The 16191-nt window shown below is 62.0% G+C and carries 14 protein-coding genes and 1 tRNA gene; 2 read left to right on the top strand and 13 right to left on the bottom strand.

Translation table 11 applies throughout. The features are described 5' to 3' along the window. Positions 1 to 6 precede the first annotated feature (6 nt). From KTJ78_RS08725 to KTJ78_RS08690, 8 genes are all read right to left on the bottom strand, one after another. The gene (locus KTJ78_RS08725; protein ID WP_369808044.1) at positions 7 to 1101 is read right to left on the bottom strand and encodes a D-alanine--D-alanine ligase family protein; all 1095 of its coding nucleotides are present in this window, start codon (positions 1099 to 1101) and stop codon (positions 7 to 9) included. 2 nt (positions 1102 to 1103) lie between these two features. Further along, on the bottom strand, positions 1104 to 2219 hold the full coding sequence (locus tag KTJ78_RS08720) for an NAD(P)H-dependent glycerol-3-phosphate dehydrogenase (protein ID WP_369808043.1): 1116 nt from the start codon (positions 2217 to 2219) through the stop codon (positions 1104 to 1106). Next, on the bottom strand, positions 2212 to 3024 hold the full coding sequence (locus KTJ78_RS08715; RefSeq protein WP_217134647.1) for a lysophospholipid acyltransferase family protein: 813 nt from the start codon (positions 3022 to 3024) through the stop codon (positions 2212 to 2214). Before KTJ78_RS08715 ends, KTJ78_RS08720 begins: the two co-directional genes overlap by 8 nt. Positions 3025 to 3072: 48 nt before the next feature. Next, entirely contained in the window at positions 3073 to 4455 is a 1383-nt protein-coding gene (gene murA, locus KTJ78_RS08710) for a UDP-N-acetylglucosamine 1-carboxyvinyltransferase (protein WP_217134645.1), read from the bottom strand. An 8-nt stretch (positions 4456 to 4463) separates the two neighbouring features. Next, positions 4464 to 5066, bottom strand: a complete 603-nt coding sequence (gene leuD, locus KTJ78_RS08705) for a 3-isopropylmalate dehydratase small subunit (RefSeq protein ID WP_217134639.1) — start codon at positions 5064 to 5066, stop codon at positions 4464 to 4466. A 2-nt stretch (positions 5067 to 5068) separates the two neighbouring features. Next, positions 5069 to 6529, bottom strand: coding sequence for a 3-isopropylmalate dehydratase large subunit (leuC, locus tag KTJ78_RS08700; protein ID WP_217134636.1), 1461 nt, complete (start codon positions 6527 to 6529; stop codon positions 5069 to 5071). A gap of 126 nt (positions 6530 to 6655) precedes the next feature. After that, entirely contained in the window at positions 6656 to 7666 is a 1011-nt protein-coding gene (locus tag KTJ78_RS08695) for a TerC family protein (protein ID WP_217134634.1), read from the bottom strand. A gap of 261 nt (positions 7667 to 7927) precedes the next feature. Then, positions 7928 to 8003: transfer RNA gene (locus tag KTJ78_RS08690), tRNA-Glu, on the bottom strand. A gap of 122 nt (positions 8004 to 8125) precedes the next feature. On the opposite strand from KTJ78_RS08690, the gene KTJ78_RS08685 reads away from it, so the two are divergent. Continuing rightward, positions 8126 to 8959, top strand: a complete 834-nt coding sequence (locus KTJ78_RS08685; protein ID WP_254259501.1) for a TSUP family transporter — start codon at positions 8126 to 8128, stop codon at positions 8957 to 8959. 34 nt (positions 8960 to 8993) lie between these two features. On the opposite strand, the gene KTJ78_RS08680 is transcribed toward KTJ78_RS08685, so the two are convergent. Continuing rightward, the gene (locus KTJ78_RS08680; RefSeq protein WP_217134632.1) at positions 8994 to 10439 is read right to left on the bottom strand and encodes a DNA recombination protein RmuC; all 1446 of its coding nucleotides are present in this window, start codon (positions 10437 to 10439) and stop codon (positions 8994 to 8996) included. 156 nt (positions 10440 to 10595) lie between these two features. Here KTJ78_RS08680 and KTJ78_RS08675 point away from each other — a divergent pair, with 156 nt between their 5' ends. Next, positions 10596 to 11627: a threonine aldolase family protein gene (locus tag KTJ78_RS08675; protein ID WP_217134875.1), complete on the top strand. Its 1032-nt coding sequence runs from the start codon at positions 10596 to 10598 to the stop codon at positions 11625 to 11627. Between the two features lie 39 nt (positions 11628 to 11666). Here the strand turns inward: KTJ78_RS08675 and KTJ78_RS08670 are convergent, their stop codons facing one another. From KTJ78_RS08670 to KTJ78_RS08655, 4 genes are read right to left on the bottom strand one after another with little or no spacing between them, the layout of a single operon-like run. After that, on the bottom strand, positions 11667 to 12488 hold the full coding sequence (locus KTJ78_RS08670; RefSeq protein ID WP_217134873.1) for an HpcH/HpaI aldolase/citrate lyase family protein: 822 nt from the start codon (positions 12486 to 12488) through the stop codon (positions 11667 to 11669). Between the two features lie 45 nt (positions 12489 to 12533). Beyond that, positions 12534 to 13031: a MaoC family dehydratase gene (locus tag KTJ78_RS08665; protein ID WP_217134630.1), complete on the bottom strand. Its 498-nt coding sequence runs from the start codon at positions 13029 to 13031 to the stop codon at positions 12534 to 12536. Continuing rightward, positions 13028 to 14182: an acyl-CoA dehydrogenase family protein gene (locus tag KTJ78_RS08660; RefSeq protein ID WP_217134871.1), complete on the bottom strand. Its 1155-nt coding sequence runs from the start codon at positions 14180 to 14182 to the stop codon at positions 13028 to 13030. Before KTJ78_RS08660 ends, KTJ78_RS08665 begins: the two co-directional genes overlap by 4 nt. Further along, on the bottom strand, positions 14182 to 16191 hold the full coding sequence (locus KTJ78_RS08655; RefSeq protein ID WP_217134627.1) for an acetyl/propionyl/methylcrotonyl-CoA carboxylase subunit alpha: 2010 nt from the start codon (positions 16189 to 16191) through the stop codon (positions 14182 to 14184). The genes KTJ78_RS08660 and KTJ78_RS08655 overlap by 1 nt, the downstream gene beginning before the upstream one ends.

The raw sequence follows: 16191 nt of genomic DNA, 5'->3' as shown, positions 1-16191 counted from the left end.
CGATGCCTAGCGCTTGGTGTCGAGCGCTAGGTCGATGAGCTCCGTGATGAGGTCAGCATAGGCGAGCCCCGAGTGCTGCCACAGTTGCGGGTACATCGAGATCGGGGTGAAGCCCGGCATCGTATTGATCTCGTTGAGCACGGGGCCGTTTTCGGTCAGGAAGAAATCAACGCGCGCGAGCCCGTTGCACTGCGCGACCGTGAACGCGAGAATCGCTGCTTCGCTGATGCTCGCGAGCTCAGCTTCGGTGACGGGCGCTGGCAACACGAGGCGCACACCATCAGAGCCCAGGTACTTCGCTTCGAAGTCGTAAAAATCTTTGCCCTGAAACACGATCTCGCCGAGGGCGCTTGAAGCGCGGGGCAGCTCGCCCTGCTTGCCTTCGAGCACGGCAATTTCAACCTCGCGGCCCACGACTGCCGATTCGACAAGCACCATGTGGTCTTCTCGAAACGCGATGTCGAGGGCTTCGGGAAGCCCCTCGGGGCTTGTCACGCGGCTCACGCCAACCGACGAGCCAGCGCGAGAAGGCTTGACAAACAGTGGGTAGGTGAGCTCGTCGAAGAGCCCCGTGAGCTCGGGGTTGCGCTCAATGTCCATACGCGTGACGGTGCGCCAGGGTGCGACCTGAATGCCGGCGGCCTGAAACAGCGTTTTCGATACGTGCTTGTCCATGCACACCGACGAGGCGAGCACGCCGTTACCGACGTAAGGAATCGAGGTGAGCTCGAGAAAGCCTTGCACCGTACCGTCTTCGCCCCAGGGGCCGTGCAGCATCGGAAAGACAACGTCGATCTCGCCGAGCGACTGCACTCCCCCGTGCGGCGCGATAACACGCAGTTCACGCGTGTTCGCCGACTCAGGCCAGACGATTCGGGTGCCGTTGTCGTCGAGCGTGCGCAGCGGCTTCTCGTCGAGCGTGAAGGTCATGCTTTCTTCGTCGACGAGCGTAAAACTACCCTGCTCAGTAATACCGACCGGAATAACGTCAAAACGTTCGCGATCAATGGCCCGCAGAATACCCGTCGCGGTGACACAGCTTACGGTGTGCTCGCTTGAACGGCCGCCAAACAGAATGACAACGCGTGTTTTCTTCACCACGATCACTCCCCCTTGAGTTTCTTCGCAATACGCTTCCAAATGGACTCTTTACCCGTTCCAAGCATAAGCTCTGGGGTCGGCACCCCGTCTTCGGTCGCGAGATGCGGCCCGAGATTCTCAGGTTTCATCTGTTGGCGCAACACCATTTGCACCTGCTCAACAATCGGCATCGAGATGCCCCGTTCCTTCGCGATCTCGAGCACGGGCGCAACCGAGGTAATTCCCTCTGCCGTTTGCGACATCTGCTCGCGGGTCTCTTCGAGCGAGTAGCCTTGACCGATGAGACGGCCAGCAGTGTTATTGCGCGAGAGCGGTGATTGGCACGTTGCGATGAGGTCACCAACACCAGCAAGCCCAGACATCGTGGCCGGGTTGCCGCCGAGCCCAACGGCAAACTCGGTCATTTCGGCGAGGCCACGGGTAATAATCGCGGCCTTGGTGTTTTCGCCGTACCCCACACCATCGACGATGCCGATCGCGAGGGCGATGAGGTTTTTCAGTACGCCACCGAGCTCGGTTCCCACCACATCGGTGTTGACGTAACTGCGAAAGTAACTCGTGGTGCAGGCAATGGCGACCTCTTGGGCTACGTTCTCATCGACGCACGATGCCACTGCCCCGGTCGGCTGCTCCTTGGCGATTTCGAGCGCAATGTTCGGGCCCGACACCACCGCGATGCGCTCTGGCTCGAGGTGCAGCGTGTCTTCGATAACCTCCGACATGCGCAGGTTGGTCTCGCGCTCAATGCCCTTGATAAGGCTCACGAGCACTGCGGTGTGGTGCAAGAACGGCTCGATGTCGAGCAGCGTCTGCCGAAACGATGAGCTCGGCACCGCCAAGAAGACAAGCTGCGCCCCGCGCAGCGCCTCCTGCAAATCTTGTGTCGCTTTGAGCGTCTTTGGCAGGTTGATGCCCGGCAGGTACTGGCTGTTGCGTTTACCGACCTGAATTTCTTGCGCCATCTCGTGGCGCCTTGCCCAAACGGTCACGTCGTTGCCCGCATCGGCGAGTACCTTTGAGAAGGTTGTGCCGAAGCTACCCGCGCCGATCACGGCGACCTTGCGACCGGCGTTTCTCTGGGCCGGCTTTTGCGGTTTCTTCTCTGCTTTATTACTCACCGGCGCGCTCCGTTGGGTCAGTGGGCTCGCCGCCGAAGCGGCCCGTCTCACTCTGCCCACGTGCGCTCGGGTTCCACCTGGTCTCGGGCGCCTCTTCATCACGCAGCTCTGCGAGTAGCTTCGCGATCTCGTTCATGAGCTTCTCGGTTGCACGCGTGACCGTTTTCTGGTCGATGTGCTGCCCCTCGAATTCAGAAAGATCGAGCGGATCGCCGATTGCGATCGTGATGCGTTTGCGAGGAAAGGGGCGAATCTTCTTGCCGTAGCGCGGCATGAGTTCTTGGGTTCCCCAGTGGGCAACAGGATAGATCGGAATACCTCCCTCGAGGGCGAGCCTGACCGCTCCTGTCTTGCCACGCATAGGCCACAGGTCTGGGTCTCGGGTGAGACTTCCCTCGGGGTAAATGATCACGCAGGCATCGCGCTGAATGAGCTCGGCCGCAGCACCCATGGGGTTGCCGTCACCGGTGCTGCCGACAATGCCTGAACGGTCGACTGGAATCTGCCCCGAGGCGTTGAGCAACCACTTCACCACGGGAATCTTGAACAGGCTCGCCTTCGCCATAAAGCGCGGCAACCTACCCATATGCCAGGTCATAGCGCCGATGACGATCGGGTCAATCTCGCTGTAGTGGTTCGGCGAGAGAATGAAGGCACCCTTCTGGGGAATCTTCGAGTTCGGCGTAAAACGGTACTGCACCATGAGGCTCCACAGTGGCAGGACGAGTGAGGCCAGGAGCCAAAAGAAACTGGGTTTCTTTTTTTCAGCTGACCATCGGCTCCGTATTTTGACCGTTTCTACCATGACATCCATTATCGCCCGAGGGTACCCCTTGACGGGGTATGACTCCCCTTAGCCCTCGTAAATAAAGTCAGCGCCGAGCAGGCGAAGCTTCTCAATAAAGTTTTCGTAGCCTCGCGAAATGATGCCGAGGTTGGTGACCTTTGTCTGCCCCGTCGCAGTTAACGCGGCGATGAGGTGGCTAAAGCCACCTCGAAGGTCAGGAACCTCGATATCGGCGCCCGTGAGCGGGGTTGGCCCCGTGATCACGGCGGCCTGCTCGAACTCACGACGATTCACGCGACGAGAGGGGTCTCCGAGACCTTCCTTGTACACCGTGATGTCGGCGCCCATCTTGTTGAGCGCATCGGTGAAACCGAAGCGGTTCTCGTACACCGTCTCGTGAATCGTCGAGGTGCCGATCGCCTGGGTCAGGGCGACAACGAGTGGCTGCTGCCAGTCGGTCATGAAGCCAGGGTGCACGTCGGTCTCGATGACGACGGGCTTGAGATCGCCGCCAGGGTGGTAAAAGCGAATGCCGTCGTGCTCGACGTCAAAGTCGCCGCCAACCTTGCGGAAGACGTTGAGGAAGGTCATCATCTCTTCCTGCTTCGCGCCCTCGATGTATACGTCGCCCTTCGTCGCGAGAGCCGCTGCGGCCCAGCTCGCAACCTCGTTTCGGTCGAAGATCGCGTCGTGGCGGTAGCCTCGCAGCTTCTCAACGCCCTCGATGAAGATCACCCGATTTGGCTCGATGCTGATGATCGCGCCCATCTTCTGCAGGATGCAGATGAGGTCGACAATCTCTGGCTCGATGGCCGCGTTGCGAAGCTCGGTTGTGCCTTCAGCGAGCACCGCCGTGAGCAGCACCTGCTCGGTTGCGCCAACCGAGGGGTATGGCAGCTCAATGTTGGCGCCCTTGAGCCCGTTGGGGGCTTCAAGGCTGATGCCCATGGGCTGCTTCTCGATCACTGCGCCAAAGGCACGGAGCGCGTCGAGGTGAAAATCAATGGGTCGGTCGCCGATGCGGCAGCCGCCCAGGTCAGGAATGAAGGCCTCACCCAGGCGGTGCAGCAGCGGGCCGCAGAACAGGATGGGAATGCGTGACGAACCGGCGTGCGCATCAATGTCGGCTTTATGGGCAACCTCAACGTTGGTGGGGTCGAGGCGCCACTCGCCTGACTCGCCGCGGGTCACGAGAACCCCGTGCAGAGCGAGCAGCCCCGCAACGACTCGTACGTCTGAGATGTTCGGAACGTTCGTGAGAACGCTCTCTGAGTTGCCAAGCAGCGATGCGACCATCGCCTTGGTCGCGAGGTTCTTAGCTCCACGAACCTTGATGCGCCCCTTCAAGGGGCTCCCACCATTGATGATGATCTCATCAGAGGTGAGGCCTACGCGTGCAGCCGCCTTTTTTGAGTCGAGCTGCAAGCCAGCCTTGTCTTCGTTGGTCACGCAAACTCCTAGCTTGTATGTGCGGGTAACGTTTTCGGCATCCACGCTGGTCGTGTTGCCTCAAAGTCTGTGATCGCTTGCTCGTTGCGAAGCGTCAAAGAAATGTCGTCGAGCCCTTCAGTGAGACGCCATTGAGTGTAGTCATCGATATCGAACGGAACCACAAGGTTACCTACACGAACCTCACGCTCTTCTAGGCTGACTGTCAGCTTCACTCCGGGCTCAGCCTCAATGACCTGCCAGATCTTCTCAATATCGGCCTCGTTCACCTGGGCCGCGAGCAGCCCCTGCTTGCCTGAGTTGCCTCGAAAGATGTCACCAAAACGTGATGAGAGCACGACCTTGAACCCGTAGTCGCGCAGCGCCCACACGGCGTGTTCACGCGAAGAGCCGGTTCCAAAATCTGGGCCAGCAACGAGAATCTGTGCTCCAGCGTATGCCGGCTGATTGAGCACGAAGGTCTCGTCGTCACGCCAGCGCGAGAAGAGCGCGTCGTCATAGCCTGTTTTCGTGACCCGCTTCAAGAATTCGGCGGGAATGATCTGGTCGGTATCAACGTTCGAGCGGCGCAAAGGTACCGCTACACCGTCAAAGGTCACAAACTTTTCCATGGTTATGCTCCCTGCTTCTCGTGGCGGTTACCCTGTGCGGCATCCTGTTCAAGATCCCACGGGCTCGAAAGCGTGCCGCGAATCGCGGTCGCTGCGGCAACGAGTGGTGAGACAAGGTGTGTGCGACCGCCCTTACCCTGGCGGCCTTCAAAGTTACGGTTCGAGGTCGAGGCGCAGCGCTCGCCCGGCTCAAGCTGGTCGGGGTTCATGCCGAGGCACATCGAGCAGCCAGCGAAGCGCCACTCGGCACCGAACTCTTCGACAATCTTGTCAAGGCCCTCGGCCTCGGCTTCGAGTCGCACGCGGGCTGATCCCGGCACAACCATCACGCGCACTCCCTCGGCCTTCTGCTTGCCCTTAATGATGCTCGTGAATTCACGCAGGTCATCGAGGCGGCTGTTGGTGCACGACCCCATAAACACGACGTCAACCGGAATGTCTTTCATCGGTGTGCCGGGCTCGAGGTCCATGTATTCAAGCGCACGCTCGGCGTTCGACCTTGCGTTCAGATCTTCAATCGATTCGGGATGCGGCACAGTGTCGCTGAGTAGTACGCCCTGCCCCGGGTTCGTGCCCCAGGTCACGAATGGCTCGAGTGCGCTCGCGTCGATGAATACCTCTGCATCGAACTCTGCGCCCTCGTCGGTTTTGAGGGTCTTCCAGTACTCCACCGCCGCGTCCCAATCGGCGCCCTGCGGCGCGTGAGGCTTGCCCTTGACGTACTCAAAGGTCGTCTCGTCAGGAGCGACCATGCCTGCGCGGGCGCCTGCCTCGATCGACATGTTGCACATGGTCATGCGGCCATCCATCGAGAGCGAGCGGATCGCCGAGCCGCGATACTCAAGCACGTAGCCCTGGCCGCCACCGGTTCCGATCTTGGCAATGACAGCGAGAATAATATCCTTGGCCGTAACGCCGGGGCGCAGCTCGCCCTCGACGTTGATGGCCATCGTTTTGAATGGCTTCAGCGGCAGCGTTTGTGTCGCCATAACGTGCTCGACCTCGCTCGTGCCGATGCCGAAGGCGAGCGCGCCGAAAGCGCCGTGGGTCGAGGTGTGGCTATCACCACACACCACCGTGATGCCTGGCATCGAGAGGCCGAGCTGCGGGCCAACGACGTGCACAATGCCCTGCTCGGCGTCACCGAGCGAGTGCAGGCGAACACCGAACTCTTCGCAGTTCTTGCGCAGGGTATCGACCTGCAGGCGGCTCGTAAGATCAGCGATCTGGCGCGTGATGTTCATCGTGGGCGTGTTGTGATCTTCGGTCGCGATCATGTGCTCGACCCGGCGCAGAGGCCTGTCGGCGACCCTCAGCCCATCAAATGCTTGAGCGCTCGTCACCTCGTGAATGAGGTGCAGGTCGATGTAGATGAGATCTGGCTCGCCGTTCTCGCCCTTCACAACAGTGTGATCATTCCAGAGCTTCTCAGCGAGCGTCAACGGCTTCGCAGTTGCAGTCATGCGTTTTTCCTTCATATTCGTAGCGTTCTAGCCAGAACTATGCCCCGCGACAGGGTTGGCCAGTGAGCTAGAACCTGTCGCGGCAATGAAGAAGCCGCTGTACCATACCGAAGATTCTAGCACTCGCTAGGTGCGAGGTGCGCCGCGGCCGCGGCGCGATCCGCTCTCACGGTCTTCGCGACGCACTTTCACGAGGCTCGCAATCGTCGCTACGAGCATCGCGACGACGATGAAACCGAGCGACATGAGCGTCGAGATCTCGGGAACCGCAACGGCCTCGCCACCGTTAATGAACGGGAGCTCGTTCTCATGCAGGGCGTGCAGCACGAGCTTGACGCCAATGAACGCGAGAATCGCGGCGATGCCGTACTTGAGGTACTCGAGCCGCTCGAGCAACCCGCCGAGCAGGAAGTAGAGCTGCCTGAGGCCCATGAGTGCAAAGACGTTTGCGGTGAAGACAATAAAGGGGCTTTGCGTGATGCCGAAGATCGCGGGAATTGAGTCGAGGGCGAAGAGCAGGTCGGTGCTGCCGAGCGCGACGAAGACGAGCAGCATGGGCGTGACGTAACGCTTGCCATCGATGCGGGTGAACATGCGGCCGCCGTCGTACTCGTCGGTGTACGGCAAGACCTTCTTGACGAGGCGCACGAGCAGGCCGTCTTTGACGGGCCCCTCTTGCTCGGGCTTGACCTGCTGCCAAGCCGTCCACACGAGCCACGCACCAAAAATGAAGAAGACCCAGATGTAGCGCTGAATAAGCGCCGCCCCGGCGAGAATGAAGATTCCACGAAAGATGAGGGCGAGCACGATGCCCACCATGAGCGCACGCTGCTGGTACTCGTAGGGCACCTTGAAGCTCGAGAGAATGAGCACGAACACGAAGAGGTTATCGATACTCAGGCTGTACTCGGTGAGCCAACCCGCCAAGAACTCAGTGCCGTGCTGAGCGTCGCCCAACCAAAACATGCAGCCGGCGAACACCAGCGCAAGCAGCACGTAGACGCCTACCCAGAGGCTCGCCTCGCGCATGGTTGGCACGTGGGGGCGTTTGATGATGAGCAGCAAGTCGACGATGAGAATGCCGACGAGCACGACCATCGAGATGATTTCAAAGGGAAGCGGGAGAACAGAGGTCACGGTTGTGAAGCCTTTCGGTTTTGCACCGAAGGTCTCTCCCCGACAGGCCTAGCCTGTCGCACCGCACCGGATCTCCACCAAGGATCACGTACTGACGACGCGGTGTTTCTGGGATACTCCCCTTCACCCTCACGATCATACCCGATGAGGCCGAGAGACTCACCCTGCTCTCTGGCGATCACGCTCGGCCAGCGGTCACGCTGACAGTTCTGCAATGAAAACAGAAAAGGAACCGTGTCGAAACACGATTCCTTTTCTTTGTGGTGACCCCAGCGGGATTCGAACCCGCGTTACCGCCGTGAGAGGGCGGCGTACTAGGCCGCTATACGATGGGGCCTCACCTGCTGTTCTGTTTGGAACAACAGAGATAATCTTTACACAGATTAAAAGGCTGCGCAAATCGAAACCCCGTAGCCGCTCGCGCGGGCGTGTCGCGGCATGCGAGTAGCATGAGAAGTGATGAACGAGATCAGCGTAATGATGCCTGTTGGCGTGCCCTATGGAGCCGTAGCGTTCGACATTGCCGGTCTTGAGTGGTGGGCGCTACTCTTACTGTGCCTCGCCGCTTTTGCCGCGGGGTGGATCGATGCCGTGATCGGCGGCGGCGGCCTCATCCAATTGCCCGCCCTTCTCCTCGTGCCCGGCCTCTCGCCGGTGCAGGCGCTCGCGACGAACAAGCTGGCGTCGGTGTTTGGAACGGCGACGAGCAGCATCACCTACGCGAGAAAGCTCCGCCCGAAACCTCGCGAGGTCGCGCCCATGGCAATCGCCGCTTTCTGCGCAGCGATTGCGGGAGCCTCACTCGCCGCTTCCCTGCCAGCCGAGGTATTTACGCCGATCATCGTCATCGCTTTAATCGTCGTGCTACTCATCACGCTCTTGAAACCTTCGCTCGGTGCGGTCACCCGAATCAAGCACACTGGCAAGCGACGGCTGCTCATCAGCCTCGCCATCGGCATCGTGATTGGTTCATACGATGGCCTGCTGGGCCCCGGCACTGGCACGTTTCTCGTGATTGCACTGGTCGCCTGCATCGGCCTGAATTTTCTTCAGGCGAGCGCGCAAGCAAAGATCGTGAACTTTGCCACGAATCTCGGCGCCCTAGTGTTTTTCATTCCGCTGGGCGCCGTGATGTGGAAGCTCGGCATCAGTCTCGCGATCGCAAACGCAGTTGGTGGCTTTCTCGGTGCTCGCACCGCCATGTCGCGCGGCGCTCGCTACATTCGTATTGTGTTCGTGTGCGTGGTTACGGCCCTCATCATCAAACTCGGGTGGGATGTCTTCTCCGGGTAATTCAGTTTCGAGTGAGCAGGTTCGGCTTGTCCTCTTACTCTTCTGACGACGAGTCTGCTTCGAGCGCGGCCTGCGCCCCCTCGCCTGCTAGGGCTTCGTCGGCCAAATCGTCGACGAGCCCCTCGAAGAGCTCGCTGCTGCTCTCGACCTCGTAGGTCTCGACATCGCGCAGCTTACGCTCAACGGCGCGGGTGCGGCGCCCGGCCATCTCAACTGTGTTTTGAGCGGTCTTGAGCTGCTTGCCGAGCTTGTCCCAGACATCGCCGTACTTCTTGAACTCTGCTTTCGCCTCGCCGAGCACCTGCCATACCTCAGAGCTACGCTTCTCAATCGCGAGTGTGCGAAAGCCCATCTGCAAGCTCGTCAGAATCGAGCCCAGGGTTGTCGGGCCCATGATCATGACGCGCAGCTCTTGCTGCAGCTTGCTCGCGAGCCCTGGCCTGCGCACAGCCTCGGCAAAGAGACCCTCGGTCGGCAGATACATGATGGCAAAGTCGGTGGTGAATGGCGGCTCAATGTACTTCGTTGAAATGAGCTTGGCCTGATCGACCAGCACGCGCTCGAGCACCTTCGTTGCTTTTTCGATGGCTTCGAGATCGCCAGCATCTTGCGCATCGAGCAGCCGCTCATAGTCTTCCTGAGGAAACTTCGAGTCAATCGGCAAGTAGATGGGCTCATCACGGTCGCGGCCTGGCATCTTGATGGCAAACTCAACCCGCTCCTGCGAGCCGGGTTTGACGGCGACGTTCTCTTCATACTGCTCGCGGGTCATGAGGTCTTCAAGCTGCCTCGCGAGCTGCACCTCACCCCAACCACCGCGACTCTTCACGTTCGTGAGCACGCGCTTGAGCCCGCCAACGTCTGAGGCCAGGTTCTGCATCTCACCGAGCCCCTTCTGCACCTGTTCAAGCCGCTCACTCACGAGCGTGAACGACTCACCGAGTCGCTTCTCGAGGGTGCCCTGCAGCTTCTCGTCGACGGTGAGGCGCATCTGTTCAAGCTTCTTCTCGTTGCCGTCACGAAGCTTGTCGAGCTCGGTGCGCAGCGACTGCTTGAGCTCTTCCTGTTTCGCCTCGTTGCTCGCGGTGAGCGCCTGAACCCGCTGCGCGTTCTCGTCGAGCGCCGTTTTGAGGGTCTTCACGAGCCGCTCATTGAGCGACTGGTCAAGGAGCTCCCTCAACTCACGGTTGTTCGCCACGCGTGCTTCACGCTCACGAGCGAGCTCGCGAGATTGAGCCTCACTGCCCTGCTGCACGCGCGCCGTGATTTCCTGCTGCGAAAGCGAGAGCGCCTGCTGCAGCTCGGCTCGCTGCGCGGTCGACTCGGCGCGCAATTCGGCGCTCACTCGCTGAAAGCCTTCGGCGACCTCGCCAGCCGCCGACTCTTCCTTACCACCGCCGGTACGACTCACGACCAGGGCGATCAGGGCACCGAGCATGAGCAGGTTAACAACCGACAACACGATGAGCACCGTTTGCATGTGACCTCATTTCTTTTCGATAGCAACACGGTATCTCACGCCTCTGACATTGTGGTCGCGCCGCTCCTTTGGTGAGCCTCACCGCGACCGAAACAGAACCCCGGCTTTCGCTCGCACACAGCAATCGACCTCGCGTAGGCTTGCAGGGTGACGACGATGAAGAGTTTTGCCTCAGACAATTACGCGGGTGCCCACCCGGCGGTGCTCGAAGCCGTGATCGACGCGAACAGCGGCCACGCCCCCGCATACGGCGATGACCCGTGGAGCGAGCGTTTCACCGAGGTCATGCGTGGTCACTTCGGCGAGCAGGCGATCGCCCTGCCCGTATTCAACGGCACGGGTGCGAACGTCGTAGCGCTCCAGGCTGCACTGCCCCGCTGGGGCGCGGTCATCTGCGCGACGAGCGCCCACATCAACGTCGACGAGGGCGGTGCCCCCGAGCGCGTGGGCAACCTCAAACTTTTGGGCGTCGAAGCCCCCGACGGCAAGCTCACCCCCGAGCTCGTCGAGCGAGAGGCCTGGGGTTGGGGCACGGTGCACCGGGCACAGCCGCTCGTGGTCTCGATCTCGCAAACCACGGAGTTCGGCACCTGCTACTCCCCCGACGAGATTGCCGCGCTCGCAGAGCAGGCCCATGGCCTCGGCATGGCACTGCACGTTGACGGCTCACGCATCAGCAACGCTGCCGCATACCTCGAGGCTTCGCTCAAAACGCTGATCACCGACACCGGGGTCGACCTCCTGAGCCTCGGCGGAACGAAAAACGGGCTCCTTGGCGCCGAGGCCGTCGTGGCCCTCAATGAGCAATTCGTGCCTGGGCTGCCATACGTGCGCAAGCTGAGCATGCAGCTCGGCTCAAAAATGCGGTTCCTCTCGGCTCAGCTCGTGGCGATGTTCGAGGGAGACCTGTGGATCACCTCGGCCGCTCACGCCAACACCATGGCCCAACGCTTGCACGCTGGTCTCGCCTCACTCGCCTCAGAGCAACCCGGGTTCGCGCTGCTGCACCCGGCAGAGTCGAACGCGGTGTTCGCCAGGGTACCGGCCGAGGCTGCCGAGCGAGCAAGAGCCGTTTACCCCTTCTACGACTGGCCTGGAGGCGAATCAGAGGTTCGCCTCATGTGTTCATTCGACACAACCGAGGCCGAGGTCGACCACCTGCTCGAGCTGTTCGCTGGGCACTCATAGGGCTCAGCACACAGCTCAAGCAGGCTGCCTGAGGCGTGATCAGTTGTTCTTCGGCGCCTCCGCGCGGGTGATGATCGCACGCGCGTGCCGTAGCACCGGCTCGTCGATCATCTGCCCCTCAAAGCGAAACACGCCGTGCTCGCTTTCGGCACGCTCAAGCACACGCTCGGCCCAGCCGGTCGCCTCGGCGTTTGGCCGGTACGCCTCGCGTACCACCTGCACCTGGTTTGGGTGAATGCAGGCGGTCGCCCGAAAGCCCGATGCCGCGGCATCTTCGGCCTCGGCGCGAAGCCCATCGAGATCGGGAATGTTCATAAACACCGCGTCGATCGTGGCTTTGCCCTCGGCAGCCGCCGCCACGAGCACCCGAGAACGCGCGTGCCTGGCAACCGCGCGGTATTCGCCGTTCGCGAAGCGACTCGAGGTGCCGCCAATCGATGCCACGAGGTCTTCTGCGCCCCACATGAGTGCCGTCACGTTGTCGAGCGCTGCAATCTCGGGGGCTGCCTGCACACCTCGGGCGGTCTCGAGTAGCGGAATGAGCTCGTAGCTTCGCGGCACCTCGTCGAGGCTCATGGCGCTCTCGGCCTTCGCCACCATGACGGTGCGGTAGGCGGTGCGCGCAATCACGGCGAGGTCGGCACGAAACGCGTCGGTTCCAGCCGGGTTCACCCGCACGATCACGCGAGCAGGGTCGAGATCGCTGTCTCGCAACGCCTGTCTCGCCGCCTCTTTCGCCTCGGGCAGCACCGCGTCTTCGAGGTCGATGATCACGGCATCAGCACGATCGTGGGCCTTGCTGTACCGTTCGGGCCGATCCGCCGGGCAAAAAAGCAGTGCCGGGCCATAGTTAAATTCCATCATCACTGTTCTCCCTCGTATCTGTTGTGTCTCTGAACATCGAAATTACCCGTCTCCTGGCGCCCCGGGCTGAGGCGCGCAGAGCACGAGCACGGTTCGTCGCGCGGTCGCGACAATCACCCCGTCCTGGTTGCGGCCGGTGTGCTCGATCACGCAGATGCCGTTGCCGGGCCTGGAACCCGAAAGACGTTTTTCGCGGATCGTGCTCTCGGTGTAGAGCGTGTCACCGACGAAGAGCGGGTGCACGAATCGAATATCGCCGAGCCCGAGTTGCGCCACGAGCGTTCCCTGCGTGAGTTGCGCGACCGAGCTGCCGACCATGGTCGCGAGGGTCCACATCGAGTTCACGAGCCGCTCGCGAAAGGGCTCCTGCGTCTCGGCGAAAGCCGCGTCGAGGTGCAGCGCCTGCGTGTTCATCGTGAGCGTCGTGAAGAGCACGTTGTCGGCCTCGGTGGCTGTTCGCCCCGGCCGGTGCTGATATTTCGCACCGAGTTCGAACTCTTCAAAGAAGAGGCCTCGCTGAACAATCTCGGTCATGGTCATGCCCTCTCTGAGAGTTGAAGCGACCTCGCGATGAGCATGAGCTGAACCTCGCTCGTGCCCTCGCCGATCTCAAGAATTTTTGAGTCTCGGTAGTGCCTGGCAACGACGAACTCGTTCATAAAGCCGTTGCCGCCAAAAATCTGGGTTGCGTCGCGCGCGTTGTCCATCGCCGCGTCACTCGCCGTCAGCTTCGCCATAGCGGCCTCGGTCGCGAAGGGGCGCCCCGCATCGCGAAGCCTCGCCGCGTGCTGCCAGGCGAGCCTCGCCACGTGCACCCGCTGCTTCATGCGCGCGAGCGTGAACTGCGCGTTCTGCCGCGTCGCGAGCGATGAGCCGAACACCGTGCGCTGCTTCGCGTACTCGGTTGCCGCTTCGAGGCATCCCTCGGCAGCACCCGTCGACAGCGCCGCGATCGCGATGCGTCCCTCGGCGAGCGTGCTCAAGAAGTGGGCGTACCCGCGCCCCTCGGCCCCCAGCAGGTTGTCGTACGGGACTCTCGCCTCGTCGAAGGTGAGCGGGTGCGTGTCTGAGGCGTGCCAGCCAACCTTGTCGTACGGGGGTTCGACCGTGAAGCCAGGGGTGCCGTTCGGAACGATGATCGTCGAGATTTCTCGCTTGCCGTCGCGCTCGCCTGTGACCGCGGTCACCGTCACGAACCTCGTGATCGGGGTGCCCGAGTTCGTAATGAACTGCTTGCTCCCGGTCACCACCCATTCGTCGCCCTCGCGCACCGCCCTCGTGCGCGTTGCACCTGCGTCAGAGCCGGCCTCGGGCTCGGTGAGCCCGAACCCCGCGAGCGCCGTGCCAGACAGGAGGTCAGGCAAGAGCTCCTGCTTCTGTTCCTCTGAACCAAACTGGTACACGGGCATGGCGCCTAAGCCCACAGCTGCTTCGAGCGTGATCGCGATCGACTGGTCGACCCTTCCGAGCGCTTCGATCGCGAGACACAGCGCGAAGTAATCGCCGCCCTGGCCGCCGTAAGCCTCATCAAAGGGCAGCCCGAAGAGGCCGAGCTCGCCCATCTGGGCCACGACGCTCATCGAGAGGGTTTTCGTGCGGTCTGCTTCGTACGATTGCGGCGCGACAACCGTGTCGGCAAAGTCTCGCACCATGGCCGCGAGTTCGCGCTCTTCGGCGCTGAGGTCGTGCATCATGGGGTCTCCTCATCTTCTGCGTACCCGTCAGCTTCGACGAGCGCCACCTGTTGGCCCCGGCTCACCTGGTCGCCGAGTGCGACCAGGAGCCTCACGGTTCCTGCGTGTGGTGCGAGCACGGGGTGTTCCATCTTCATTGCTTCAATTGACACGAGGGGCTGCCCCTGCTCGACCCTGGCGCCCTCGGCCACGTGCTCGTTTGAGACGCGGCCTGGCATGGGAGCCTCGCAGTGGCCCGCAACGGCCCTCACGTTTTCGGTGAGTGCCGCGAGCGTTCGCTCCCTGCGGGTGCGCACCACAAAGCGCCACGAAGCGCCGTCTCGCCCCGCCCAAAACGCGGGTGCTGTCCCGCTCTCGCCCTCAACCACGGGCTCCTGAACGACAACCACGCTCGAATCGCTGCCGAGCGTTGCCTCGTGCTCGCCGCCGGCTTCATCGAGCAGCGTGAAGCATTCGAGCCCCGCGCTCGTTGCCCCGCGAACCTGGAATCGGCCGTGAAGTCTGCCCCACGGCGTAACACTTTCGCCTGGCGGGGTGGCAGCGCGGCTTACCTCGGCGAGCACGCGCTCGTCTGGGGCAAGCGCGGCAAAGGGCAGCATCGTCTCGATGAGCCCGGTGTCGATCTCGCCAGCACGCACGCGCTCGTGTTGCAGCAGCGCGCGCAAAAAGCGAATGTTCGTCTCTAGGCCGAGCACGGTGGTCTCACCGAGAGCCCGGTCGAGCCTCGAGAGAGCCTCACTGCGGGTCTGGGCGAAGGCGACCACCTTCGCGATCATGGGATCGTACGAGGCCGAGACGGCATCGCCCTCGCCCACGGCAGCATCAATGCGCACCCCGCGTGGTTCTTGCCACGCGAGCACACGCCCCACCGAGGGCAGGAAGCCCCGCTCGGGTGACTCGGCATACACTCGCGCTTCGACCGCGTGCCCCACGGGCTCGAGCGAAAAGGCCGCCCTCACGCCGGTTTCTGGGTCGATGACCTCGGTGAGGCGCGCCCCACTCGCCTCGAGGAATTGCAGAATGTCTTCGCCAGCAGCGGTGCGTACCTGGAGCTCGACGAGGTCGATGCCCAGCACCGCCTCGGTCACGGGGTGCTCAACCTGCAAGCGTGTGTTCATCTCGATGAAAAAGAAGTTTTCGGGCTCATCGGCATCGACCAAGAATTCGACGGTGCCTGCCCCCACGTACTCAACGCTCCCAGCGGCCCGAGCTGCGGCGAGCGCCATGCGCTCACTCGTCTCGGTCGAGATGCCTCCCGCGTTCGGAGCCTCCTCGATGACCTTCTGGTGACGCCTTTGCAACGTGCATTCTCTCTCACCGAGCACGAGCATCTCGCCACCCGCCGTACCGAACACCTGCACCTCGATGTGTCGGGGCCGCTCGATGAGCCGCTCAAGCAGCATCGTCTCATCGCCGAACGCCGCGCTCGCGACCCGCCTCGCCGACGCGAGCGCGCCGGGCAAATCGTCCAGCGTTCGAACGATCTCCATGCCTTTGCCGCCACCGCCGGCACTCGGCTTCACGAGCAGCGGTAGGCCAATCTCTTGCGCACGATCGGCAACCTCTGCGTCGCTCAGCCGCTGCCCCTCGGGAGTCGTGTCGGCGAAGCCCGGAACCTCGGGCACGCCGGCCTCGGCAAGGTGCTCACGGGCACGAACCTTGTCGCCCATCATGTCGAGCGCCCTCGTACCTGGCCCGATGAACACCAGACCGGCCTCGGCGCAGGCGGCTGCGAAGGCCGCGTTTTCAGAGAGGAATCCGTAGCCCGGGTGAATCGCCTGGGCCCCGGTCTCCAGAGCGGCCTTGATGACCGCGTCGGCTCGCAAGTACGACGCTGTTGCGGGGTCTGGCCCGATGCACACCGCTCTATCGGCCTCACGCACGTGCGCGGCACCAGCGTCGCCCTCGCTATACACCGCGACGGTGGTCACGTGCAGGGCCGAGAGGGTGCGCATGATGCGCCTCGCGATCTCGCCCCGGTTGGCAATCAATACCGTATGAAACAT

The organism is Leucobacter chinensis (assembly GCF_019049105.1).
Lineage (GTDB): Bacteria > Actinomycetota > Actinomycetes > Actinomycetales > Microbacteriaceae > Leucobacter_A > Leucobacter_A chinensis.
Note: the sequence above shows the minus strand (reverse complement) of the source record. Positions and strands in the feature narration are given on the sequence as shown.